The organism is Pseudomonas sp. Z4-20 (assembly GCF_051131955.1).
Lineage (GTDB): Bacteria > Pseudomonadota > Gammaproteobacteria > Pseudomonadales > Pseudomonadaceae > Aquipseudomonas > Aquipseudomonas marvdashtae.
This window is the reverse complement of record NZ_CP071641.1, coordinates 4653695-4679189: the sequence shown is the minus strand read 5'-3', so window position 1 is coordinate 4679189 and position 25495 is coordinate 4653695. Positions and strand designations below refer to the sequence as shown.

At 60.8% G+C, this 25495-nt stretch carries 19 protein-coding genes; 8 read left to right on the top strand and 11 right to left on the bottom strand.

Going from position 1 to position 25495, the window contains the following annotated elements; translation table 11 throughout:
- Position 1: 1 nt before the first annotated feature.
- Entirely contained in the window at positions 2 to 745 is a 744-nt protein-coding gene (locus tag J3P82_RS21455) for a FadR/GntR family transcriptional regulator (RefSeq protein WP_434558578.1), read from the bottom strand.
- Between the two features lie 96 nt (positions 746 to 841).
- Here J3P82_RS21455 and J3P82_RS21450 point away from each other — a divergent pair, with 96 nt between their 5' ends.
- Complete coding sequence (locus J3P82_RS21450) at positions 842 to 1555, top strand: FadR/GntR family transcriptional regulator (protein ID WP_434558577.1); 714 nt, start codon at positions 842 to 844, stop codon at positions 1553 to 1555.
- Between the two features lie 223 nt (positions 1556 to 1778).
- Here the strand turns inward: J3P82_RS21450 and J3P82_RS21445 are convergent, their stop codons facing one another.
- The 4 genes from J3P82_RS21445 to J3P82_RS21430 all read right to left on the bottom strand — a co-directional run bounded on the left by J3P82_RS21445 (position 1779) and on the right by J3P82_RS21430 (position 4048).
- Positions 1779 to 2057 carry a DUF7683 domain-containing protein gene (locus J3P82_RS21445; RefSeq protein WP_434558576.1) on the bottom strand — a complete coding sequence of 93 codons (279 nt, stop codon included), beginning with the start codon at positions 2055 to 2057 and terminating at the stop codon, positions 1779 to 1781.
- Between the two features lie 29 nt (positions 2058 to 2086).
- A complete protein-coding gene (locus tag J3P82_RS21440; protein ID WP_434558575.1) occupies positions 2087 to 2326 on the bottom strand; it encodes a pyocin S6 family toxin immunity protein in 240 nt (79 codons plus the stop codon).
- Between the two features lie 7 nt (positions 2327 to 2333).
- Positions 2334 to 3611: a colicin E3/pyocin S6 family cytotoxin gene (locus J3P82_RS21435; protein ID WP_434558574.1), complete on the bottom strand. Its 1278-nt coding sequence runs from the start codon at positions 3609 to 3611 to the stop codon at positions 2334 to 2336.
- A gap of 134 nt (positions 3612 to 3745) precedes the next feature.
- Positions 3746 to 4048 (bottom strand): hypothetical protein, encoded by a 303-nt coding sequence (locus tag J3P82_RS21430; protein ID WP_434558573.1) that lies wholly within the window; start codon positions 4046 to 4048, stop codon positions 3746 to 3748.
- Between the two features lie 187 nt (positions 4049 to 4235).
- On the opposite strand from J3P82_RS21430, the gene J3P82_RS21425 reads away from it, so the two are divergent.
- Positions 4236 to 4781: a DUF4256 domain-containing protein gene (locus J3P82_RS21425; protein WP_434558572.1), complete on the top strand. Its 546-nt coding sequence runs from the start codon at positions 4236 to 4238 to the stop codon at positions 4779 to 4781.
- Positions 4782 to 4868: 87 nt separating this feature from the next.
- Here J3P82_RS21425 and J3P82_RS21420 read toward each other — a convergent pair whose 3' ends face one another.
- A complete protein-coding gene (locus J3P82_RS21420) occupies positions 4869 to 6371 on the bottom strand; it encodes a DUF6630 family protein (RefSeq protein WP_434558571.1) in 1503 nt (500 codons plus the stop codon).
- 350 nt (positions 6372 to 6721) lie between these two features.
- Here J3P82_RS21420 and J3P82_RS21415 point away from each other — a divergent pair, with 350 nt between their 5' ends.
- The 5 genes from J3P82_RS21415 (at position 6722) to J3P82_RS21395 (ending at position 20428) form a co-directional block, all read left to right on the top strand.
- Positions 6722 to 12829: a filamentous hemagglutinin N-terminal domain-containing protein gene (locus tag J3P82_RS21415; protein WP_434558570.1), complete on the top strand. Its 6108-nt coding sequence runs from the start codon at positions 6722 to 6724 to the stop codon at positions 12827 to 12829.
- Positions 12830 to 12925: 96 nt separating this feature from the next.
- On the top strand, positions 12926 to 14590 hold the full coding sequence (locus J3P82_RS21410; RefSeq protein ID WP_434558569.1) for a ShlB/FhaC/HecB family hemolysin secretion/activation protein: 1665 nt from the start codon (positions 12926 to 12928) through the stop codon (positions 14588 to 14590).
- A gap of 261 nt (positions 14591 to 14851) precedes the next feature.
- Complete coding sequence (locus tag J3P82_RS21405) at positions 14852 to 15688, top strand: response regulator transcription factor (protein WP_434558568.1); 837 nt, start codon at positions 14852 to 14854, stop codon at positions 15686 to 15688.
- Complete coding sequence (locus J3P82_RS21400; RefSeq protein ID WP_434558567.1) at positions 15688 to 18075, top strand: ATP-binding protein; 2388 nt, start codon at positions 15688 to 15690, stop codon at positions 18073 to 18075. The genes J3P82_RS21405 and J3P82_RS21400 overlap by 1 nt, the downstream gene beginning before the upstream one ends.
- A gap of 1 nt (position 18076) precedes the next feature.
- On the top strand, positions 18077 to 20428 hold the full coding sequence (locus J3P82_RS21395) for a TonB-dependent receptor (protein ID WP_434558566.1): 2352 nt from the start codon (positions 18077 to 18079) through the stop codon (positions 20426 to 20428).
- On the opposite strand, the gene J3P82_RS21390 is transcribed toward J3P82_RS21395, so the two are convergent.
- From J3P82_RS21390 to J3P82_RS21370, 5 genes are all read right to left on the bottom strand, one after another.
- Positions 20412 to 21497 carry a diguanylate cyclase domain-containing protein gene (locus J3P82_RS21390; protein WP_434558565.1) on the bottom strand — a complete coding sequence of 362 codons (1086 nt, stop codon included), beginning with the start codon at positions 21495 to 21497 and terminating at the stop codon, positions 20412 to 20414. The genes J3P82_RS21395 and J3P82_RS21390 overlap by 17 nt on opposite strands.
- A 954-nt stretch (positions 21498 to 22451) precedes the next feature.
- The gene (locus J3P82_RS21385) at positions 22452 to 22718 is read right to left on the bottom strand and encodes a Rho-binding antiterminator (protein WP_434558564.1); all 267 of its coding nucleotides are present in this window, start codon (positions 22716 to 22718) and stop codon (positions 22452 to 22454) included.
- 1 nt (position 22719) lies between these two features.
- On the bottom strand, positions 22720 to 22980 hold the full coding sequence (locus J3P82_RS21380; RefSeq protein WP_434558563.1) for a DUF2024 family protein: 261 nt from the start codon (positions 22978 to 22980) through the stop codon (positions 22720 to 22722).
- Positions 22981 to 23074: 94 nt separating this feature from the next.
- The gene (locus tag J3P82_RS21375; RefSeq protein ID WP_434558562.1) at positions 23075 to 23962 is read right to left on the bottom strand and encodes a dihydrodipicolinate synthase family protein; all 888 of its coding nucleotides are present in this window, start codon (positions 23960 to 23962) and stop codon (positions 23075 to 23077) included.
- Between the two features lie 19 nt (positions 23963 to 23981).
- A complete protein-coding gene (locus tag J3P82_RS21370) occupies positions 23982 to 24764 on the bottom strand; it encodes an aldolase (protein WP_434558561.1) in 783 nt (260 codons plus the stop codon).
- Between the two features lie 149 nt (positions 24765 to 24913).
- Here J3P82_RS21370 and J3P82_RS21365 point away from each other — a divergent pair, with 149 nt between their 5' ends.
- Entirely contained in the window at positions 24914 to 25465 is a 552-nt protein-coding gene (locus J3P82_RS21365) for a helix-turn-helix domain-containing protein (protein WP_434558560.1), read from the top strand.
- The last annotated feature ends 30 nt before the right edge of the window (positions 25466 to 25495 follow it).

Here is a 25495-nt window from a genome sequence, read left to right as displayed (position 1 = left end):
GTTATTCGTTGTAGAACGCCTGGCGTTGCTGCGTTTCGCACAGGCGCATGCGGCTGTTGCTCAAGTGCAAGTACATGGCCGCCCGCGCCGCATCGACGTTACCACTGGCGATGGCGTCGAAGATTTGCTGGTGTTCGGCGTTGATGCCTTGCAGATAGGCGCTGCGATCGCTTTGCCCCGAGTAGGCGGAGTTCATCCGGGTACGCGGAATCAGCTTCGTGCCCAGGTGCTTCATGATGTCGATCAGGTAGTAATTGCCGGCCGCCTTGGCGATTTTCAGATGGAACTGAAAGTCAGCGTTGATGGTGGTGCCGGATTTTTCCGGACCTTGCAGCAGCGCCTCCAGCGCCTGGGCCAGTTCGGCCAGGGCTTGGGGCGTGGCGCGTTCGGCGGCCATGCCGGTGGCCTGGACTTCCAGGCTCAGGCGAAACTCCAGCAGGTTGAGCACATCCGACAACGTGGCAATCGTCGCCGGCCCGAGGGTAAAACCTTCGGGCGCCGGCATGTCCAGCACAAACGTGCCGACGCCATGGCGCGTCTCCACCAATCCCGCCGCTTGCAAGCGCGACAGCGCCTCGCGCACCACCGAGCGGCTGACGCCTTCGGCCTCCATGATGTGCACTTCGGTGGGGAGCTTTTCGCCGCACTTGAGGATGCCGTCGCGCATGCGCTGGGCAAAACGGTCGACCAGGGTTTCGGCGAGGCGGCGCGGTTTATTCAGTGGAGATAACGCTTGGTCCGTCATCGGCGTGCTCTTGGGTGATCAGCGGGCATTATAGTGAGTTTTAGCGCAAGGTCGCGGCTATAATGCCGCGATCGTCTGGCTTGATGGATAGGTGCAATGGAGCGTGTCACAACCGATCGACGCCTGAGCATGACTCAGCAACTGGTGGTCGACCTGACGCAGCAGATACTCGCCGGCGAACTGCCCGCAGGCAGCAAGTTGCCGACCGAACAGGTGATCATCAAGGAACGCGGCGTCAGTCGGACCGTGGTGCGTGAAGCCATGTCCCGGCTCCAGGCCGAAGGCTTGGTCGAAACCCGTCATGGCATCGGCACCTTCGTCGTCGACACCGCCCGCCCAGGCGATTTCCAAGGCAGCAAACACGTCAAGGGCGGCGCCTACGACGCGCTGGCGGTCATCGAACTGCGCCTGAGCCTGGAAGTGGAGGCCGCCGCCATCGCCGCGCAACGCGCCACGCCGGAGCAGTTACAGGCAATGCGTGAAGCGCTCGACGTCGCGAACGCTATTGACGCGATGGATGAGGAAAGCGCCAGGATGGATTTCGAATTCCACCTGCAAATTGCCCAGTGCACCGGCAACAGCTTTTTTATCGACGCGATGACACACGTGGGCAACACGCTGATCGCGGTAGTGCAACAGGCCGGGCCGGCTGTGACGTTGGAAAATCGAGCGCTGGTGGTGCGTGAGCGCGAGCAGATCTACGCGGCACTGGCGCGACAGGATGGCGAAGCAGCGCGGGCTTCGATGCGGTTGCACTTGATCAATATGCTGCAGCGGGTTCGGGGTGGGGTGGAGTCGAAGGCGGGTTAAAGCTGCGACAGTTCGGTTTGACCCAGAACCCGCACGCTATCAACGCGGCTGATATCGCGTAAAAAAAAAGCTGACCAGCAAAGGCCTGCCGCAACATCTGAATGTCTAGATATCCCGTGGCAAGTGCGCTTGCTCTCGCTGGGCTGCACAGCAGCCTTAGGGGTTGGCTGGCTAGTCTTCAAGACCGATCGATCATCTCCAGTTTCACTCCGCGCGCCTCTCCTCAACCAATGTTGCAGGTGAGCTGAAAAATATTATCGTCATCGTAAAAAAGCCTACCGGCCAATGCCTCAATGGCAGCAGCTTGGCTGCGGCTCAGGTTATAACCTTCATCGCCACGCTGGGGTGTAGACCATCCCATGATCTGCTTAAGTTGTGCATCGCAACCAGCAGGCAGTTCCACTTCAAAGGCTAACGTCTCGCTTTTTTTGCTGAAGGCCTCGACGACATGGAAAACGAGCGGTTCGACACTTTTGTCGAAGGCGAGGATCTCGTGCTTCATGTTATGTTTCTCCGATATTTTGAGGCCCGCTAGACCAGTACTCCGATGAATAAATCCAGATCCGTCGGAAGAGGTTTGCCGATGATGTCGGATATCTCTCTTATCTGATCCTTCGTTAACAACCATTCCCCCACAGCCATTGCGTTCAGGCTGCTATGGCCTAAAAGCTGTATGATTCGGTCGTTAAAATATTCATCCAGATCGAGATCAAATTTAAGCGAATCATCTTCATCCTCGTCTGGCAGGAACCCGCTAATACATAGATACATAAGCTTCCTATTTCTCTACTCTGCGGCCCGGTTTGGCCGGTTTAGTTTGGGCGCCAGTCTCAGCATCGTATTCACCCAAGTGCGCGCCTTGTCTGTCATACACTTCCACTCTCCCATTCTCGGAATCCCATTCGTAGATCCGTCCCTTTTTGTCTTGCCACCTTCTGCGAGAAGAGCCACCTCCCTGCACTCGTGATTTGAACTTAACATTGCGGGCTTCAGGAAAAGCAGTCAGCAACTTAGGCGCCGGATGATAACTATGATCCCCCCCAAAAGGCCTCGCAAACACCACATAAAGCGACTTCAGCCCCGTATCCGCCGGAAACACCAAAATATGGTCTTCGGCCGTGATGTCTTCCCCCGGCAATCCATCGATCTGGCTGTCGACGTCCTCCGCTATCGGATGGACGAGGATCGTACCCAGCTGTTTGCCGATATCGTCCGGATAGGTCAGCGGTGGAAGCGAGCCGAGCGGGCTTTGCTGCGGCGTCCATATAATTGTGATGCCGTTGAGTTTGGCCTCCATGGCGGTGTGGTCGGCGTTCCATGTCACTTGCACGGTGCGCACCGAGTCGTCGCCCGATGGACCACTGTGGATGCCGTATACCTGGAGCACACCTTCGGCGTCGCGGCGGAATTGGAAGCGCACTCGGGTAGTGGCGTGGCTCATGCGGCGTAGCTGGTCGTCGGTGTGAAGCGTGCCGTCGGCCATTTTGGTGGGGAGCATGCCGAGGACGAAGACGCTGGCCGGTCCGCCCGCGCCGCGTATGGCCCAGGTGAGGCGCTGCTGCATGATGCCGCCGCCAGCGATGCGACCCAGCGCCAGATCCGCGCCGAGGGCTGAGGCAATCGCGGTGCTTGCCGAGGGCATGAGCATGGCGCCCGCCACCATGATCCGACCGAAATTCGAGGCGGCTTCGGTGGCCGTACCTACGCTCGTTTGGCACCAGTTTTCGGCGGTGCAGGATTTGGCGAACACCAAGTCATCCCGGGGCTTGGGCAATGGCCATTGCTCCGGGGCCCTGTCGACCGATTCTGGCGCAGACCTCGACCGAGGCATGAAGCTGCCACCTGCGCCGGCGGAACTTGGCCTCACCAGCAACAACTCGCCGTTCCTGACGGCTTCGACGATATCGCTGTCACGGGGGATCTTCGACAGCGTTCCAAACTGATCCAGCCCGTCGATGGGGTGACCGCGCATCAGCGCGTCATCGACCAAACGTGCGGCCGTATCGGGAAGCTCCGTCGGTTCGAGCCCCTGATCCGCACTCCTTATCAAGCGCATTGCGTTCCTTGCGGGTTAAGTCAGGCGCGCGATTTTGGGGAGAGGGCGAGGTGGCCGCAACACAAGGAACGTTGCGGCTTATGTCCACGGTGGTGAGCTAGCGTAGGGAGGGTTGCAGATGTGCCGCATAAGCCTTATTCATTGCAGGAAAATCCAGTCACTGTTCCTGACACTTGGACTACAGTGAGGCGTGTCAGATCCGGATCGTAGTAGACCTTGCTCATACCGTTGATAACTTGCACATTTTTTAAACTGAGTGCTGCTTTATATTCATCCGCGGACAAGACTGGTTTACCAATCCCTCCTTTTTCCAGAATCATGGCATGGTCAACTTTTTTCACATTGCAATCTTCCTTTGCAAAAGCTGGAAGGGTAGTGCTCAGCAACACGAGAAAAGCCAGCAGTGGGCGTTTGATACAGCTGTATTTATTGTTCATCTTTAGCTCCTTCTTTGAACGGCGTCGTTTGCTTGCGAGCCTGTTGCAGGATAGGGGCCAGGGGGCCGCGCGGCTACTGTCAGAAATCACAGTAGCCAATATCGACTTGAAATAACCGACATGAAACTGTGCCGAAAACAGCTATTAAAACGCGTGCGCTTAATCGGCCACTCAAGGACTTCGTGCCATGAAAAAACAAGAACAACAAACCTTACTGCAAACCCTGAAGACCCGCTTTGAAAAGAATCCCAACCGTCACGCTGACATTCGATGGGCGGACGTTATGACCCGGCTGGAAAACAAACCCAATGCCCTGAAAACCCTCCAGACCATGGAAGCCACCGGTGGTGAGCCCGACGTGATCGCTCTGGACACCGAAACCGGCACCGTCACCTTCTGCGATTGCGCCAAGGAAAGCCCGACCGGCCGCCGCAGCCTTTGCTACGACCGCGCGGCGCTGGATGCGCGCAAAGAGAACAAGCCCAAAGGCAGCGCCATGGAAATGGCTGAGGAAATGGGCATCAGCCTGTTGACCGAAGACCAGTATCGAGCCCTGCAAACGCTGGGCGAGTTCGATGCGAAGACGTCAACATGGTTGGCGACTCCTCCCGAACTTCGCGCCCTCGGCGGGGCGTTGTTTGGTGACTACCGCTATGGACGGGTGTTCATCTACCACAATGGTGTGCAGTCGTATTACGCGGCGCGTGGGTTTCGCGGGTTGCTGCAGGTCTAAAAGACACACCAGACCCATGGCGAGGGAGCAAGCTCCCTCGCCACGAAAATTCATGCGTTCGAAGCGCCGCCATGCAACAGAACCACCTCACTCAAAAACCAAAACCTCACTTCCCTTGGTCTCGACCATCTCGGCAAACCCTGGCAGCCGCGCCACAAACTCGGTCTCGAACGCCAGATAGCGATCCTGCCCCGCCACATAACGAACCTCCGGCTTGATCCGCGGGATGTCCTTGGTCGACAGCTTCACCACCTCATTGCTGACTTGATTCCAAAACCAAGCCAAGGTTTGCGTGCCAAACGTGTTGGCGCGATAACTCCACACCCACCAATCCCCATGCCCGCGTGCAACTTGAAGCTGCCCATGAAACGTGCGCAACGTGATGACTTGCTTGGGCTGCGTGACGAGCATACGCGTGTCTTGGCGCAGTTCACTGCCGAATCCGTCCAGCGCTGATTGGGTCGTGGCGCCGGTGATGAAGTTAAAGCGCCACGCCAACAGAACCGTCTCCTGATAACCCGAATGCTCGACGTTCTGCCGCGCGCCCTCGCTGAACAGCAAAATCTCATCGCCACCCAAATACGCCGTTGCGGCCCGCAGCTTGTAGGCCTCGGCGGGCATTGGCTTGGCGATGACGGCCTGGTGCGGCGGGTCTTGATTCCAGATCCAGCATTTTGAGCCGTTGTGCTGCATGAACAGCAAACGACGAGGGCCAACAGGCAGGATCGCCAGGTCATCTGAATCCTCGAAAATCACCTCGCTGCTGTCCGCCGTGATCCGCCAGATCCGCGTCAGATGCTCGGGTTCGTAGATGCGTTTGCGTTCGAATATCTCCGAGCCCACCACTACGCAAGGCTGTTCAAATTCCGGCCATTGCACCCCGGCAGGCCCGAACGCTGTGATCTCATCGCCTTGCCGAATTTCGTATTGGTAGCGGTCGTCCGCACTGTAATCGCCGCGCACGACCCGATGTTTCCACAGGCTGCGCTGGGCATTGGCATCGATGAGCTGCAAGTCCGCGGCGTCCACGCCATCGGTACGATGTTCGAGCATGTCCTGCTCGGCGGGCGGCCACTGGTTGTAATCGATCAGGAAGCACAACCACTGGTCTTCGTCGTGCTCGGTAATGGCCGCCCAACCGTTGTGATAGTTGTATTCATGCACATAGGTGGGCCCGGGATAATCATGGACTTCCTGCAGCCACTTCAACTTGCTGCGCTTGGGTTTGGCCGGTTTGCGCTCTTTTGCCGGCGGCGGCTCGATCAACGTGGCCGTGAACCTCGGTTCCCTACGCGGGATTTGCCAATGCCGGGCAAACGCCTCGCGCTGATCCGAGGGGACAACCACCGGCCGATAGTCATCGCCGCCGGCATCCAGGTTCCACAAGTCATAACCCTGGCCCGCCAACACCGACGCCAACACCTCGAAACAGACCTCGGGCATCTCGTTGGATAGCTCATCCAACAGCGCCTCGAACCCCGGCCCGGCAAACACACCGATGTCGGGATAGTAATGCTGCAACAGCCCGAGCAACTCACCGCCGGGTGTTTTCCAATCGATATGAACCAACGGATCAAATGGCGATTGCATCGCGGCTGTCTTCCTGTGATTTCGCTGGGGGCCATCTTACCTATACACCACCGAGCTTAAGCGAACGAACAACCCTGTGGCGAGGGAGCTTGCTCCCGCTGGGCTGCGCAGCAGCGCCAATCCCACTCAATTTCACCGTCCATCGAAAAAAAGCACCTGATCCGCTTAATCAAAGGCCTCAGGCGCTCAAGCAAAAGTGCGCTCTACCAGTCGCGGAGATGATGGCGCGGAGCACTGTGGGGATTTTCGAGCCGCTATCCGTCCGGATGCGCTTTTCCATTTGATTTGTCGACAGCGAACCGCCTGGTCGTCATGGCACGGCCCGCCGTATTAAGGATGAGTGAACAAAAATGAACAGAGTTTACCGAGTCGTCTGGAATGCCGTGATGGGCGCGTGGCAGGTGGCATCCGAGTTGGTCAAGAGCCACGGCAAGGACAAAAGCCGTACCTCGCTCAGCCTCGTCATCGGCGTGGGCGGCGGTCTTTTCGCCTCGGTAGCGGCGGCGGGAGCGTTGCCCACCGGCGGCAACATCGTGGCGGGTAACGGCAGCATTCAGCAGAATGGCAATAACATGGCCATTCATCAGGGCAGCGACAAGCTCGCCATCGACTGGCAGGGCTTTTCCGTCGGCAAAGGCAATACCGTCCAATTCATCCAGCCTGGCAAGGCGTCGGTCGCCTTGAACCGTGTGCTGGGCTCGGATGTGTCGGTGATCCAGGGCGCGTTGAAAGCCAACGGTCAGGTGTTTCTGGTCAACCCCAACGGCGTGCTCTTTACCCCCAGCGCACAGGTTGATGTGGGCGGCCTGGTGGCCTCCACGCTCAACTTATCCACAGAAGATTTCCTCGCCGGCAACTACCGTTTCAGTGGCGACAGCGCCGCCTCGGTGGTCAACCAGGGCAACATCAATGCCGCACAGGGCGGCACCATTGCCCTGATCGCCGCAAAAATCGTCAACGAAGGCAACATCACCGCGCACAAGGGCAATGTGCTGCTGGGCGCCGGCCGTGTCGTGACGCTCGACTTGGGCGGGCCGGTGCAATTGGAAGTGAAAGAAGGCGCGCTCCAAGCCTTGATCGAAAACGGCGGTGCCATTCGTGCCGATGCCGGCCGAATCCTGCTGACCGCGCGGGCGGCGGAAACCCTGGCGAGCACCGTCATCAACAACACCGGTTTGATCGAAGCCCGTTCCCTGGATATCGGTGAAAACGGTCTGGTCACGCTGATGGGCGACCACGGCGATGTGCAAGTCGCTGGGCGTATCGATGTGTCCTCCGATACCGCCAAGGGTGGCAAGATCGTCGTGACGGGCGACCGCGTGGCGATCAAAGGCGGCGCTGAGCTCGACGCCACCGGGGCCAAGGGCGGCGGTGAAATTTATGTGGGCGGTAGCTGGCAAGGCAAGGACCCGGCGATCAAACAGGCCAGCCAGACCACCATCGCCGCCGGTGCCGTGCTTGATGCATCGGCGACCGACAACGGCAAGGGCGGGACCGTGGTGGCCTGGTCGGATATCAAGAAACCGGGCAGCATGACCCGCGTGGACGGCACGCTGAAAGCCACCGGCGGCGCCAAGGGCGGCGACGGCGGCAAGATCGAGACCAGCGGCGCCAAGCTGGCGGTCAGCAAAGCCGCCGATGCGTCAGCCAAAAACGGCAAGGGTGGCTTATGGTTGCTTGACCCCGACAGCGTCACGGTGGCGCCGGGTAACGGAGGCTTGACCGGCGGCACCAACGGGACAGAAGCCACGGTCGGTTTCAACGCGATCAATACGGCCCTGGCCGGCGGCACCGATGTGGCGATCAAGGCCGACAACTCTATCCACTGGAACGGTGACTACACCCCGACGAGCATCAGCGGCGAGCGGACGCTGACCTTGCAGTCTGGGCACGACGACGTTGGAACAGGTCGCTACGTGTTCGGCAATATTTTCCTCAACGGTGACATCGACGCCAGTGGCGCAGGCAATGGCAACAGCCTGGCGTTGATCCTCAACGGCAAGATCGCGCTCAACACCGACGTCAGTTTGAAGAGCAACGGTGGCAACATCGTGTTCGCCGGCGTGGTGGATTCCGATGCGGCGGCCAACAACCGCCAACTGCGGGTCGACGCCGGTTCAGGCTCGATCATCTTCAGCGACATGGTCGGCGGTAACAGCGCACTGGGCGCGCTGTACGCGACTACCAGCGGCGCCGGCAAAACGTTTATCAACGGCGCCAGAGTCTTGACCAGTGGCGAGCAGGTCTACAACGGCGCCGTCGAGCTGGGTACGTCACAATTCCTGAACGCCGACTTCGAAAACGGCTTGGTCGGCTGGAAGACCTCCATCGCCCAGTTCTTCACTGGCGTTACCGTGGTCGAAGGCGTGGTCTCGCCGGATGATCCAACGTTGCCGACCACCTCGCCAACCAATGGTAATGCGCCAAGCGTTTCGCCTGGCGACCAGGGCGACATGACCTACAAACCCCTCACCCCGGTCGCCGCGGCTGGCCAGGGCAAGGACGGCGGCGCTGCGCTGCTGCTGGGTACCGAAAACAATTCCAACTGCCTCAACGCCCCTGCTGGCTGCATCATGCGCGGCCCTTCGGTGGTGAGCGAGGGCACCGTCTCCCTGGCGGCGGGGGAAGCGGTCAGTTTCGATTACAAACCGGTCGCGGGCGGCGACACTTACGATGTCTTCGGCTATCTGTTGAACGTCAACACCGGCGAATACCAGATCATCCTGAACGAAACCGGGAACGGTACGGGCGCGGTGGATTGGAAAAGCCATACGGCAACGGCTGATAGGGCCGGCACCTACAAGTTCGTCTTCGTTTCGGGCAGTTTCGACCAAACTGCCGGCAAGCAGGTCGGCGGCTCGCTGTACGTCGACAACATCAAGACCAACACCTCGGGCAGCAAGGGCCTGCAAGGCAGTTCCATCACCTTCAACGGCAGCCTCAACAGCACCGACAACAACCTGGCCATCAAGGCCGACGACATCAACTTCAACGGCGGCGTCGGCAGCGTCACCGGCAATGGCAAGATCGCCCTCGAGACCAACACCCCGAGCAAGAACATTGCGGTGGGCGGCAGCACCGATGACGCCCCCGGTTCGTTGGAGCTGACCGGCACCGACATCAGCGCATTGGGCGACGGGTTCACCTCCGTCAAGATCGGCGGCGCGGACATGACCGGTGACATCAGCATCATCGAAGCGACGCGGATCAACGACAACCTCATCCTGGATGCCGGTACCGGCGATATCCACATCAATGACCAACTGACCGTGGCGGACGCGCCGGGCACCGGTAGCGACGACAACAAACCGGCTCCGGTCCTGGCATTGCAAAGCAATGGCGGCAAGATCGACCAGACCGCCGGCGGTGCCATTGTCGCCGATGGCCTGGTGCTGTTGGGTGACGGTGCCGTTCATGACCTCGACAACGCCGCCAACGACGTCAACACGATCGCCAGTAACACCGGCACGGTCAGCTTCGCCGATGTCGATGACCTGACCGCCGGCGTAGTGACCGTTCCCGATAGCCAGACCCCGGCAAACCCGCAAGGCGTGCCGGTCGCCGGCATGACCCAGACCGGTGACCTGAACCTGGTTGCCGACACGCTCACGGTCGACCAGGCCTTGCTCACCCAAGGCGATACGAGCCTGACCGCCGACGAAATCGATCTCGCCGCGAGCGTTGCCGGTAGCGGCAGCCTCACGCTGAAACAGAAGACCGATGGCCTGGATATTCACCTGGGCGGCAGCGATGACCCGGAAGTGACCGGGCCTAACGATCCGCTGGTGCTGTCCGACGCTGACCTGGCGAATATCCGGGATGGTTTCGACAAGGTCGTCATCGGTAACGACAAGACGCGCAACATCACCGTCGACGATGAAGGCGCGACGTTCGTGGACGACCTGGCACTGGTCGCAAGCGGCGTTCTGGACCTGCTGGGCGATTTGACGCTCAAGGATCCCGAAGGCACCGACGAAGACGGCACCACCGGCAACGGGCTGACCCTGAGCGTCGACGCGGGCAAAGGTGCGACCCAGGCAACGGGCGCTACCATTACTGCAGACGAATTGGCCTTGCGTGGCGAAGGCGATTTCAACTTGGGTAAAGGCGGGCATGACGTGAGCGTCATCGCCGCCGATGTCGGCAGCCTGAAATTCGCCGGCAACGGCAACCTGACGGTGGGCGTCGTGGACGGCACGGTGGGGATCACCTCCGATGAGGCGGTCACCCTGAAAACCGATCACGACCTGACGTTGGTTAAAGGCATCACCATTGAAAATGGTCCACGTGATGACGCCAGCCAGGGCCAGACCCGTGCCGACGACATCATCACCCTGGAGGTGGCGGGCAAGACCACCCAGTCCGGCGACGCCGGGGCCAAGCTCGATGCCCGCGGCCTGGTGCTGCTGGGCGGCAATTACGCCCTGGGCAACACCGGCAACGTGATCGGCGATATTGCCAGCGAGGCGGGCAAGGTCCAATTCAACAACAGCGGGAACCTCAAGGTGGGTTCGCTCACCGCGACCCATGCCGACGGCACGCAGACAACCATCACCGGCGTGAACAACACCGGCGACGTCAGCATCGGCACCCAAGGCAACCTGGCGATCAACGAAGGGCTGGCGACCAGCGGCAACGTGTTCCTCAATGTCGACGGCAAGACCACCCAAAACGCCAAGGGCAACATCACCGCTGACGGCCTGGCCCTCAACGGTGGCGACTTCGAGTTGCGCAACAACGGCAACGTGGTGGGTGACATTGCCAGCGAGGCGGGCAAGGTCGCCTTCAACAATACCGGCAACCTCAAGGTCGGCACGCTGACTGAAACCGATGGCAACGGCAATCTGATCAAGACCACCACCGGCGTGAACAACACCGGCGACGTCAGCATCGGTACCCAAGGCAACCTGGCGATCTACGAAGCGCTGGCGACCCGTGGCAACGTATTCCTCAATGTCGGTGGCACGACCACCCAGGACGGCAACGGCAACATCACCGCCGACGGCCTGGCCCTCAACGGTGGCGATTTCGAGTTGCGTAACAACGGCAACGTGGTGGGTGATATTGCCAGCGAGGCAGGCAAGGTCGCGTTCAACAATACCGGCAACCTCAAGGTCGGCACGCTGACCGAATCCGACGGCAACGGCAAGCTGGTCAAGACCACCACCGGCGTGAACAACACTGGCGACGTGAGCATCGGCACCCAAGGCAATCTGGCGATCAACGAAGCGCTGGCCACCCGCGGCAACGTGTTCCTCAACGTCGATGGCAAGACTACCCAGAATGCCAAAGGCAACATCACCGCAGATGGCCTGGCGCTCAAGGGCGGCGATTTCGACCTGCGCAACGCCAGCAACTGGGTCGGCGATATCGCCAGCCGCGCGAAGGACGTCAGCTTCGTCAACCGCAGTGACGTCACCGTCGGCAGGCTGACCGAGACGGCACTGGACGGCACCCAGTTGGATCAGATCGTCGGCATCGGCAACACCGGCAAAGTCCAGGTTGTCACGACGACCGGCAACATCACCCTGGCCGAGAACGTCAGCACCGCCAGCAAAGCCACTGATGCGATCGTGCTCAACGCCGGTCAATCCGCTTTGGCGGGCGTGGCCACGGGCGGTGACGTGAAGGCCGACGCAGGCGTGACGGTGTCCACCGGCGTCGGTGGCCGGGCGGTGATCTATACCGGTAGCCTCGCTGGCAGTACCCGCGTGGTGGATGTGGTCGGCAGTGGCAGCGGCAATTTCCGCTACAACAGTGACGAGCAGCAGAGCAATTTCGGCAGGGCGTTGGGTAGCACGGGCGTGCATGCCGTGTACCGCGAGCAACCCACCTTGGTGGTATCCACCAACGGTACGACCACCCAGACCAAGCCGTTCGATGGCCAAACCACGTTCAATGGCGGCGGTATAGCCGGTTATGACGCCAACGGTCTGTGGAACGGCGACACCAAGCAAATGCTCGGCAACCCACTGTATTCGGTAGGGACACAAGGTCCGGGCTCGCACCTGATCAACATCGGCGGGCTGGCTGACCTCGGTTACCTGATCGTCAGCAACCCGACCAATGCCAACCTGACCGTGACAGCGTCCGTTGACTACGACGCCGTCCGGCAGAGCGTCGCCGATGCAACACGCGTCGGTGCGCAGGTGACGTCGCCGCATGCCCCTGAGCTCAACCCGGCACAGCCGAAACCGGCTGACTGGTCCGACTACGGGGTCGACGACGGCGGTCTGTTGCTGGTGGACCAAGGTGGTACTCGTGGGAACGGCGCCGGCAATACTGACAGCGATTCCGCTGCCCAGGCCGAGAGCGCCGACAGCGAGCGGGAACTGGCCGGGAACGTCTGCGCCGATGGCGGTGTATCGGGTGGAAGCGCTTGTGCGGCCTACCCGCCGCAGACCGTTTTCGTCGTGCGCGGCGGTGTGCGCTTGCCGAGTCTGGCCATGCGTCCCTGATCCCTGACATCCACCTTTTCATTTGAAGGAGCCCCTTGGCCACGTCCGCGGACGTGGCCAAGGCTCAGGCAAGCCGAATCATTCGAGATTTATTCAATGCATAACAAATTGATGTCCTGCGCCGCCGGTCTGGCGTTGCTATTCACTTCACCGGTCTGGGCGGCGACCCTGCCGGCACGCCCGATTCCCGATGCCGGTCTTATCCTGCAGGAACTGCCGATTCCACAGCAGGAGTTGCCGCAAAGCATTCGCCTGGATGTGGAAGCGCCGCAAGCGGCCCAGGAAAAAGTCGGCGGCGCCAAAGTCCAGCTCAGCGCCGTCCATTTCACCGACAACACGCGCATCGACGAGGCCAGCCTGCAACGCGTGGTCGCCCCGGCCATTGGTCAGGCCCTTGACCTGGACGCGCTGCGGGAAGTGGCCCGGCAGGTCACGCTCTACTACCGCGAGCAGGGCTACCCGTTTGCCCGTGCCTATTTGCCGGCACAACGCATGGCCAACGGCGAGCTGACCATTGCCGTGATCGAAGGCCGCTATGGGAAAGTCACCGCCACCCACGACGATGCGAAACTGGCCGCGCAGGCGCAGCCCTTCCTGGACGACTTGAAGCCGGGCGACGTGATCGAGCGTGACCGACTGGAGCGCAGCATATTGGTGCTCTCAGACTTGCCAGGCGTGGCTGTCCGCCCGGTCATCCGGCCAGGTGAGGCACTCGGTACGGGCGATCTTGACGCCAAAGTGAGTAAAACCGAGGCCTTCGAAGGCAGGGCTACGCTGGACAACCACGGCAACCGCTACTCGGGGCGCAACCGCCTGACGGTACAAGGTGACTGGAACAGCCCGTTGATGCTGGGCGACAAGCTCAGCGCCGCCGTGATGGCCACCGATGAAGAGCTGTATTTCGGCAGCCTCGGCTACTCGATGCCATTGGGTACGTCCGGCCTGCGCGGCAACGTGGGTTACGCCCAGAGCGCCTATGACCTGGGCGCTGAATTCGCCGACCTGGGGGCGACCGGCACCGCCGAGGTCAGCAGCATTGGCCTGAGTTACCCGCTCCTGCGCAGCAACCAGGCGAACGTCATGTTGGCCGGGCAATACCAGCACAAGGACCTTGAGGATAAGTACGAAGTGCTGGGCCTCAGTTTTGAAAAAAGCAGCAACACGCTGCCCATCAGCTTGCAATTCGACGTCAGGGACACCTTGTTCGGCGGCGGCATCACCTACGGCGGCGCGACGCTGACCTACGGTGACCTGAAACTGGATTCGGCCCTGCGCGAGGGCGACCGTCAGACTGCCCAGACCGAAGGCCAGTTCAGCAAAGTGAACGTCGACCTCGCCCGTCTGCAAGCGCTGCCCGCCAACTTCACACTCTTTGCTCGTTTCCTTGGGCAGTGGAGCCAGGACAACCTGGACTCGTCCGAAGATTTCAGCCTTGGCGGTGTCGATGGCGTACGGGCTTATCCGCAAAGCGAAGCCTCGGGCGACGAAGGCATGCTGACCCAGATCGAGCTTCGCTACCCGATCGACAAGCTCACGCCCTACCTGTTCTGGGATGCCGGCAAAGTGCGCATCAACCACAACGAGTGGGCCGATGAGGAAAACACCCGCAGCATCTCCGGCGGCGGTGTGGGTCTGCGCGCTCAATACGGCCAGATCTCGTTCGATGCAACGGTCGCATGGCGCCACTCCGGCGGCGAAGCACAGAGCGATACCCGTCAGGAAAACCCCCAACTGCTCGCCCAGATCGGTTACCAGTTCTAACCGGTTCAATTCACGGTTGTACTGCTGTTCACCAACCCGTGGCGAGGGAGCAAGCTCCCTCGCCACGGTTCAAGTGAACGACATCCCCCCGCATCAGCGGCCGCCCCGGCCGGAACGACCGTTTATCGCCCATTTAAAATTTGATAGCTTCAGTTCTCGCCTGATCTGCCGTTATAGCGACTTGTTGCCGGCCCGATACGTGATTCCTCGCCTGGCAATTCGCGACAGTGACCTGGCTAACCACAACAAGAGACCTGGCGAATGGACAACGCACGATACGAAAGGCAGGCAGCGACGGCGGGGGGCGTGGCGGCGTCTGAGCTGTTGCCGCATATTCTGCTGATCGACGATGTCCCTGAAGACATCCGCGCCACGCTCATTCTGTTGAAAACCCAGCCCTGGCGCATCTCCCTGGCCAGCGATGCCTATCAAGGCTATCAACGGGCACTTGCCCTGCGCCCGGATCTCATCGTCCTGGACGTGCACATGCCGCAAATGGATGGTTTCAGCCTGTGCCGGCTGTTGCGCGAGGCACCGGCCACCCGGCATATCCCGATCCTGTTCCTGTCGTCGGCCAATACCTCATTGGAGCGGTTGGAAGGGCTGTCGGTGGGCGCGGTGGACTACATCCTCAAATCCTGCGCCGCCGAAGAAGTGTTGGCACGTATCAAGATCCACCTGCAATTGACCTGGCGAGCGCCGCCGGTCGCTCGAGAAACCCCGGCCGATCCGGAACCGCAAGGCGATGAAATCGTGCTGCGCGCAGCGATGCGGCTGATTGAACATCAGCTGGACGACATACCGTCCCTGGGCATGCTCGCGCAAAAGGTCGGCACCCACGAAAAACGCCTCTCTGCCATTTTTCGCGAACACCTGGGCATGACCGTGTTTGCCTACATTCGTGACGCGCGGCTGCGGCGCGGCCAGGAATTGCTCTGCGAAAGCGCCATGAGCGTGCAGGACGTTGCCGAAGTGGTGGGCTTTCGTAATGCCTGCAACTTCACCACCGCATTTCGACAGCGAATCGGCATGACGCCCAGTCAGTTTCGCCAGCAAACCCTGGGCATCAACGAAATCGAGTCGGCCGGGCGTGCCTGATGCGGCTACTACAGTTTTTCTTGCTGACGATAACGTTGTTTTCCACAGGCCTGCTGCGTGCGGCGCCTGTGGATATCTGCCGGACTGACCACCTGGACCTGATGCCCTCGGCGCAGATTTTCGAAGATGCCCAGGCCGGCCTGAGCCGGGCGGAAGTCGCTCAACTGCCCGAAAGCCGTTTCAATGCTGTAACGCCTCACTGGCCGACCCAGGGCTATAGCCGCTCCGCGTTCTGGTTGAAATGGCATTTCACCAATTCGAGCGCAGAGGCGTGCTCGCGCATGCTGGTCGTCGGGGCGCCGCGCCTGGAAGACATTCGCGTCTACCAGCCGGGGCATGAGGCCCACGCCGGCGGCGCCTATCCCTTGGCCGACTGGCCGCAGCCGGCGGCGCGTCAACCGGCATTCCCGGTGTCGTTGGTGGCGGGGGAGAGCGCCACGGTGTTGGTCCGGGTAACGAGCAATTTCCAAATGCTACTGGAGCCGGAGCTGTGGTCCGAACCGGCGCTGCTGCGCACTCAACAACGGACGTACCTGAGCGACGGGCTCACCCTCGGCATCGTCCTGCTGGTCGTCCCGTTCGGTCTGATCGTCGGCTGGATCCTCCGCTCCCGACTGCTCACTGTGAACGCGGGCGCAGTTCTCAGCTACATCCTGCTGACCTGCATCCTCAACGGCTACCTGATCTACTGGCCCGCTGCGCTGGGCTGGACGCGTGAGCTGCTGACCTGTGCCAGCGCGCTCTCGTTCGTGCTGTTCCTGGCCTACTTCCGCGTGTTGTTGCAGGTGTCCGTGCTGCCCAGAGTCATTGGCTGGAGCTATTGTGTGCCGCTGTTGGGCTGTGTCCTTGGCCGACTCTGGTGGCTAAAAATCGATCCGGTCCAGGGCGCGCAGATAGTCCAGGTGTCCCTGTTTAGTTTTTATGGTGCGCTGCTAGCCACGCTGTTCATGGCTTGGCGCAGAAGGCTCACTTACAACTGGATGGCGTGGCTGGTGCCGGCGCTATTGCTTGGGCAATTGCTAATGCGGATTTTCTTCCCGCAAGAACAACTGCCCTGGCAATCGCCGGAAACTAAATACAGCCTATCGTCCACCTTGTCCGGCGTGGTGTTGCTGGTATGCACGTTGATCATGGAAGTCAGCCGCAGCCGCCATCGCGAAAAGAACGCCCTGTCCAGCCTCGAACAACAGCGCCTGGCCGAGCACGAACGCCTGGAAAGCACCGTAGCGCTGCGCACCTCGCAACTGCGTGAATCGCTGGCGGCCCGCAGCGCGTTGATGGCGCGGATCAGCCACGACCTGCGCTCGCCGCTGGTGCGCATCATCGACTACGCACGCCTGCTGCACGCCGGGCCCAACCGCGACTATCAAGCGACGATCGAGCGCAACGCCCGCCAGCAACTGGAGCTGATCGACGAAATGCTCGAATTCTCCCGTGGCGAACTGGAACAGATGCAACTGTCCCTCGCACCGGGTTATCTCTACGGCTTCCTGAAAGAGATCGCAGACGAGGCGGGTTTCCTCGCCGCGCGCCAGGGCAATACCTTCGAGGCGGACTTGGCAGACGACCTGCCGCCGCTGGTGGAAGCTGACTTCAAACGCCTGCGGCAGATCCTCATGAACCTGCTGGCGAACGCGGCGAAATTTACCCGCGATGGCCAGATCCGCTTCGAAGTGAGCGCTCATCCGGGGACTACCGCCGACACCGTGGAACTGCGCTTCAGTGTGATCGACAGCGGCATCGGCATAGAGCCACAAGAGTTCGAACAACTGCTGCAACCGTTCCGCCGCGGCCGCAATGCCCAGCGTTACGAAGGCAGCGGGCTGGGCCTGTCGATCGTCACGCAACTGCTGGAACGCATGGACAGCCGCCTCGAACCCCAAGCCACGGAGCAGGGCAGCCACTTCAGTTTTCGCCTGCCATTGAAATGCGCCCAAGAACACGACTTGGAACACGGCATCCTCGACAACAACGCCACGCCGCTCGATGGCCAGGGCAAACACGTCCTGCTGGTGGACGACATCGAGCAAAACAGCGAGTGGCTCTATGACCTGCTGGCCGGCTACGGTTTTGATGTGAGCATGGCGGCGAACGGCGAAGACGCCTTGGCCTGCCTGGCTGAACAACCGATCGACCTGCTGATCAGCGACCAGATGATGCCGGGCATGGACGGTTGGGAATTGCTGCACCAGGTGCGCGAACGCTGGCGCCATCTGCCCGTAATGCTTTACTCGGCGGTCCCGTCACGCAGACCGGAGAACTACCCCAAGGACCTGGACTTCGACGCGGTACTGCTCAAGCCCGCCGACAGCCGCCAATTGCTGGGATGGGTCAAGACACTGGCCTGCCCGGACACGGTGCGTCGCGCGATGGCTCGGGAGTTCTAGCATGCCGGGTTTGGGTTACCGGCTGCTCTTGCTCGGCAGCCTTTCAGCGTTGCCTTGGGCATCGGGCTATGCCGAACAAGCGGCCCCCAGCGCCCTCACACTCGACGAAACCACCGTCACCGCTCGGCGCCGCGAGGAAGACCCACAGCAAGTGCCGATCCCGATCAACGTTCTCTACGGCGATCAACTGGACGAGGCCGGCCTGCATACGCTTAAAGACATCCAGCAACGCGTACCCGGTTTGATAGTCTCCGGTCACGACGCCCGTTACGCCGGCTTCGGCCTGCGCGGTTTCGGCGCGACGGCCTATAACGATGGCCTGGAAGGCAGCGTCGGCACGTATGTCGATGGCGTTTACCAGGCGCGCCAGGGCATGGCCTTCACCGAGTTGATGGACATCGAGCGCATCGAAGTCTTGCGCGGGCCGCAAGGCACCTTGTTCGGCAAAAACACCACCGCCGGCGCGCTGAACATCATCACCAAACAACCGACGTTCCAGCCCGAAGCCAACCTCGAAGCCAGCTACGGCGAGCGCGGTCTGCGGGAATATCGCGGGACGATTTCCGGCGCGCTGCAGGACGACGTGCTCGCCGGGCGACTCAATGTCTTCGACAGCGCCACCCATGGCGCCGTGGAAAACCTGCAAGACGGCACCCGCCTCGGCGACGCCGACAGCCAAGGCCTGCGCGGCCAATTATTGTGGACGCCGAACACCGATTTCAGCGCGCGCCTGATCGCCGACTACGCCGAGCAAAACGAAGCCGGCAACGTCCTGCTGCCCAATCACTACAGCGAACAAACCCGCAAGCGCGCCAAGTTCCACGGCTATCCACTGACCGAGCCCGACCCTTACAAACGCGAATCCCGCATCGACTCGCCGGGCCGTCCGCAAACCTTACAGAACGGCGTGTCATTGGAATTGAACTGGGACATCGACGAGGCAATGCGCTTCACCAGCATCACCGCCTACCGCGATTGGGACTACCGCGCCACCCGCGACGGCGACAGCACCGCGCTGGCGGTGGCGCAGTCCGAAACCGAGCTCGGCCATCGGCAGTTCAGCCAGGAATGGCGCCTGTCCGGCACGGCCGGTTCGTCCGTTGACTATGTCGCCGGCCTCTACTATTTGCGCCAGCAGCTCGACCGCGAGATCGACGCCGAATTCGGCAAGGACGCCGCGCCCTGGTTCGTCGGCGATCAGCTCGACCAACTGAAAAAACTCTTCGGCATCAATTTCACCCATCCGAGCCAGGTGCCTTCCATGCTGCTCGATGGCGCCCAGCAACATTTCGACGGCGAGCAGAAGGGCGACAGCCGGGCGATCTTCGGCCAGCTTTCCTGGCGCCCGATCGAACCGCTGGAACTTACCGGCGGCCTGCGCTACAGCCATGAGCGCAAGGACGGCTGGATCTCCCGCGACGTCAGCAACCTCGCCCCGTTGACCGGCTTGCCGCCGGTGTTTCAAGCCGGAGGGCAACTGCTGCGCGACATCGCCCTCGGTCGGGGTTACTACCGCGAGGATTCGATCGAAGAACACAACGTCTCCAGCCTCGCCAGCGCCAGCTACCGTTTCAGCGAGGCGGTGATGGGCTACGTCAGTTGGTCGCGGGGCTACAAGGCCGGCGGCATCAACTTCGACGTGGTCGGCCCGTTCACCGCGCCGACCTTCGAGCCGGAGCGCGCCACGTCGCTGGAACTGGGCGTGAAAACGCGCTTCTGGAATGAGCGCGCATTGCTCGACCTTGCCGTCTACCAGACTGACGTCGACAACTACCAGGCACTCACCTACAGCCCGCCGACCTCGCTGTTCGCACCACCGCTGCGGGACAACCTGATCAACGTCGGCAAAGTCCGCCTGCGCGGCATCGAACTCGATACCGCCTGGCAACTCGCCCCACGACTCACCGGCCGCCTGGGCCTGGCCTGGAGCGATGCGCGCTATCGCAGCTTCCCCAACGCGCCATGCCCACCGGCTTCGGGCCAATGGACCTGCGACCTCAGCGGCGAGCGCCTCTACAACGCGCCGGAATGGAACCTCAGCAGCGGCCTCGACCATACCCACCCGCTGCCCTACGGATTGGAAGCCTTCAGCGGCGTCGACTACAGCTTTCGCACCGGTTACTACGGCACCCTCGAAGGCGGCGAGGGCAGCTATCAACCCAGCTACGGCCTCACCAACCTGCGCCTGGGCCTGCGCAGCCAAGACCGTGCATGGGAAGTGGAAGGCTGGGTGCGCAACGTCTTCGACCGGCAGTACATCACCGCCGTGTATTCACTGCTCGGCGCCGGCGACTATGGCGTCATGACCGGCAGCGAACGCACCCTCGGCACCACCGTCAGGCTTCGCTATTGACCGAAATAAACCGCGTCGGACAAAACGCCAAACGGTTACCGCCGGCCTTCTTCGACAGGTACATCGCCTGATCCGCCTTGTTGATCAGCCCATCGACCTCCAGCCCATGCTCCGGATAAAACGCCACCCCGATACTCGCCGCAATCTCCACCGTCTGCGCGCCGATCAAAATCGGCGCATTGGCCGCCGCCAGCATCCGCTTGAGCAACGGCTCGCAGTCCTCCACCGCCTGCAACCCCACCAGCCCCGCGACAAACTCATCGCCACCGAGCCGCGCCAACGTATCGCCCTCGCGCAACGTCGCATTGATCCGCGCCGCGACAATCTGCAACACCCGATCTCCCCAGTCATGGCCATAACTGTCGTTCAGCGCCTTGAACCCATCCAGATCAATAAATGCGATCGCCACCTTCTGCTGGTGCAGGCGCGCCTTGCCCAACGCTTGACGCATGCGCTCGGCCAGCAACAGGCGATTGGGCAACTGCGTAAGCGCGTCATACCGCGCGTCACGCTCCAGCAACTGCAAACGCTGCTTCATTTGCGTCATGTCACTGAACAGCGCCACATAGTGCTGAACGTTGCCGTGACGGTCATGCACCGCACTGACGCTGATCCGTGACGTCATCTCCCGGCCATCCTTGCGGTTGCTCTGAATCTCACCGGACCAATGCCCGTGGAAATCCAACGCATTTTTCACCGGCGCATAAAACGCCGCGAGCCGCCGCAGCATGCGATGGGAGTTCAAATCCCGGCCTAGCACCTCGTCCTGCCCGTAACCGGTCAGCCGCGTAAAGGCCTCGTTCACGGCGATGACCCGGCCGAATGGGTCGACCAGGATGATGCCTTCGCGGGCGTGGCTGAACACGGTGGCGGCCAGCTCTGGGCAGAGGGTGTTGAGGTGCCGGTCCAGCGCGCTTTCGTCACGGGTCGCCGGCCATATCTTGGAATCGAAACCTTGCTGGGCCAGATAGGCGGCCAGGGACGAGAGGGAATTGTGCAGGCGGGTGAGCGCATTCGTGGCGAGCCTGGATTTGCGGCAGTAGCTGCGAATGAAGGTGCGTAGGTTCATGGGAGGTACACAGTGCTCGGTTGCAGCGGTAGGGTGAGTGAAGAGGGGATTATCGAGGCGGGGGGGAGCGAGCGTGTTTGCTAAAGCGGATGGGAGTTTTGCGGGAAGGGATGAAGTCGAAAGATTTTTGTGTGGGTTTTATAGCTGGGGCGAATTAACAGTCACGTACTTGTTGCTAGATGTTATTACGAACTGTCATTTCCTACAGGTGCGCGAGAATTTTCGAGGGCCGTATTCTGAGGGCGATATCGCGAGATTTCGTTTGAACAGTGTCGCGATATCACGGTGCTTGATTTCGTGAGGTGCGATATGGAATTCGTAGAGAACTACAAAGGCTGCGCGATACACAAAAGCGCAGTGGGAGGCCGATGGACCGATGGGGTTTGGGTGGGGCCTCGTTATGACTACAACATCTTTTTTCCCGATGGAACGGTCTGCGCGCGGGCTTGTGACAGCGCAGAGGGGGCGAGAGCCGAAATTGATAAAGTGGCTGATGCGTTTGTGCGTGTGCCTAGGAAATTTGAGTGGGCGTTTTTTCTGGAATTCTTGGGCGTGCGGAAAGGGGACGGGGTTGTTCGCAGAAGGTGACGCACAACGCATCGTCAGCCAGGAAGCCCCATCCCTGCACTCGATGGTGGCTGTGCGCAGGGCGCCCTCGGGCGCGCCGATTTCTTAATTCGTCGGTCTGCTAACCTGCGTGCAGCTGCCTCCCAATTCGTTTAGCAGCGAACGGGTGGTGGCCTCAACCAGAGAGTTAAGACCATGGTCAAGATTACACCGAATCCTCCCCGTTACCGATGAACACGTGTCGCGTGCTCAGGCTGTGCGGAACAAGATTCGCGCGGTAGGCGCGAGGTAACGCATACGATAAGGTCAGAGCGACACGTGCTGAACCGGTTCGCAACCAAGCCCGCCCCGCGCACGATTTAAGGATCAAATGAACGGCTCGCCCGCTCACCCATTCGCCAGCACAACGCGGCCAAACCTGGCGTTGTCGTTCTGCGGCGTAATCGCTAATAGGCTGTCGAGGCGAATTTCCTGGCGGCCGTCCGTAGTTTCGACTTCGAGAAACTCTTCCCGCGTGGAAGAGGTCCGCGTGGTGATCGCCCGGCCTGTCCGGCGTTGGCCGTCGATCAGCTCGATGTCCAGCGTGTAGCTACACAGGCAGGCAATTTCCAGATAATCGTGCAGGTCGCAATGCAGGGGTTTATAGATATCCATTTCAAGCCTCGCAGCCTTGCAGTTTGAGAATGAAGAAGCCTTGCTTGGCGATGGTTTCGACTATTTTCGGGTTGCTTGGCTCGACATGGCAGAAGCGGCAGTCATTCAGGGTCATGTCCTTGTCTTCGATGCCCTGTTCGGCCAGGAAGCGTCGTGCGCAGGATTGGGCGAATTCCAGGTCGTTGCGGTCGATCAGGACGTCGAAATGCAGGTATCTCCCGTCTTGAGTGCGGACATGTGTGTCATAGACTTTGATGGTCATTGGGCTTCTCTCTGTCGCAAAAGTATCAAGGCCGCTTGCCGGAGCGACCGAGCAGATCGACGTTGATCGGCTTGGGTCGCAAGGGCAAGACGAATCAGCGCAGTTGGCTCAGCATGGCGTTCAATCGGCTGTTGGCCGCATCGTCGAGCGGGAAGACAGGCAAGCGCGGGTCGCCGACTTCCAGGCCGAGGGTGCGCAAACCGGCCTTGACGGTGGCGGGCAAGCCACCTTTGAGGATGAAATCCAGCAGCGGCAATTGACGATAGAACAGCGCCCGGGCTTTGCTCAGGTCGTTGGCCAACACCGCCGCGTACAGGTCGAGATTGAGCTGGGGGATGAGGTTCGGCGCTGCGGTGCACCAGCCCTTGGCGCCGGCCGCGAAGGCTTCCAGCACCAGTGGGTTGCAGCCGTTGTAGAACGGCACCTGGCCTTCGCCCAGCAGTTGCAGCTTGTGCATGCGCTGGATGTCGCCAGTGCTTTCCTTGACCATGGTGACGTTATCCACCGCGTTGAAAATCCGGAGGATCAGCTCCACGGACATGTCGATGCCGCTGGTGGCCGGGTTGTTGTAAAGCATGATGGGCAGGTCGATGCTGGCGCCGATGGTCTGGTAATGCGTGAGGATCTCCGCCTCGCTCAATTTCCAGTAGGAAGCCGGCAGCACCATCACCACGTCGGCGCCGTGATCTTGGGCAAAACGCGCGCGACGCACCGCTTTGGCGGTGGTCAAGTCAGACACGCTGACCACGGTCGGTACCCGGCCGGCGACGTGGGCGATGCTGAACTCGCTGACCTGGTCCCACTCCGCGTCGCTCAGGTAAGCGCCTTCGCCGGTGCTGCCCAAGGGCGCGATGGCATGCACGCCGCTTTCGATCAGGCGGTCGATGGACCGGCCCAATGCGTCCAGTTCCAAGCCTTGGCCGTCGGCGGAGAAGGGCGTGATGGTGTAACCGATGATGCCGTGGATATTCGGGGTAGACATGGCTTCGCTCCTAATAGGGTTAGTTCAGGCAATCGGCGTGTTGGCGCAGGTTCTGCCGGGCGTAATAGTTGAAGGCGGCCGCGTGACGCTTGGGGCGGGCGATCCAGTGGTGGGCTTCGCGGCCCAGGTGCGGCAGGATCGGTTTCACCTCGCCGGCGGCCATCGCCAGTAGTTGCAGCTTCGCGGCGCGTTCGATCAATTGGGCGATGTTGCAGGCTTCCTCCACGGTCCCGCCGGTCGACAACTGGCCGTGGTGAGAAAGCAGAATCGCGCGCTTGTCACCCAGGGCGCCGGCGATCAATTCGCCTTCCTCGTTGCCCACGGGGACGCCCGGCCAGCCTTCCAGGAACGCGCAGTCTTCGTACAGCGGGCAGAGGTCCATGTGGGAAATCTGCAACGGCATTTCCAGCATCGACAGCGCAGCGATGTGGGTCGGGTGGGTGTGGATGATGCAATTCACATCCGGCCGGGCGCGGTAGACCCAGCTGTGAAAGCGGTTCGCCGGGTTGGGTATGCCGTGGCCTTCTAGGACCTCGAGGTCTTCGTTGATCAACAGCAGGTTGCCAGCGGTGATTTCGTCGAATCCCAAGCCCAATTGTTGGGTGTAGTAAGTGCCAGGTTGCGGGCCGCGCGCGGTAATCTGCCCGGCCAGGCCGGAGTCGTGCCCGTTCTCGAACAGGATGCGGCAGGTCAGTGCCAGCTTTTGTCGTACAGTCCACGTATTATCCGGCAGTGTTTTCTGCATCTGGTTTACAGCATGCTGGACCAATTGGTCCTTTGGCGTCGCCAGTGTCTTGCTCATATTGTTCTCCTGATTCGCTCTTTGATTGCCCTTGATCCGCGTCATTGAAGCTTGAGGACGGCTGTGCTAATGACACTAAACAGACTATATGACACAAAGTGTCATTTACAATCGCCGATTGTCCGCTTCCATGGAAATGATGGTTATCTATGTCCATTCGCTTGAAATTGCTCAGAAAAAAACTCGGTGTGACGCTGGACGTCCTGGCCGAAAAAACCGGGATGACCAAGAGCTATCTGTCCAAGGTTGAACGGGGTTTGAGCACGCCCTCCATCGCCACCGCGCTCAAGCTGTCCAAGGCGCTGAACGTGAAAGTCGAGGAGTTGTTTTCCGAGGAAAACGTCTCGCTCGACAGCTACAGCCTGGTGCGGTGTGAAGACCGCCAATCCCTGGCGGCGAACCCTGGCAGCTCTGAATACGCGGTGTTGGCTCACCAGGTTTCCGAGCGAACGTTGCTGCCCTTCATCCTCTATCCCCCGGCCGAATTCGCGGCGCACCATGCGTTCAAGGAACACACGGGCGAGGAGTTCCTGTTTGTTCACGAAGGCCAAGTGGAAGTGGACTTCATGAACGAGCGCGTGCTACTGAACCGCGGTGACGCCTTGCATTTCAATGCCCAGAAACCCCATCGCCTGCGTTCGGTCGGCGATGTCCAGGCCCAATTGCTGGTCGTGGTGCACAGCGCCGAAGCATCGGAATAGGACCTCGGCCAACGTGAGCCCGCCCGGCGC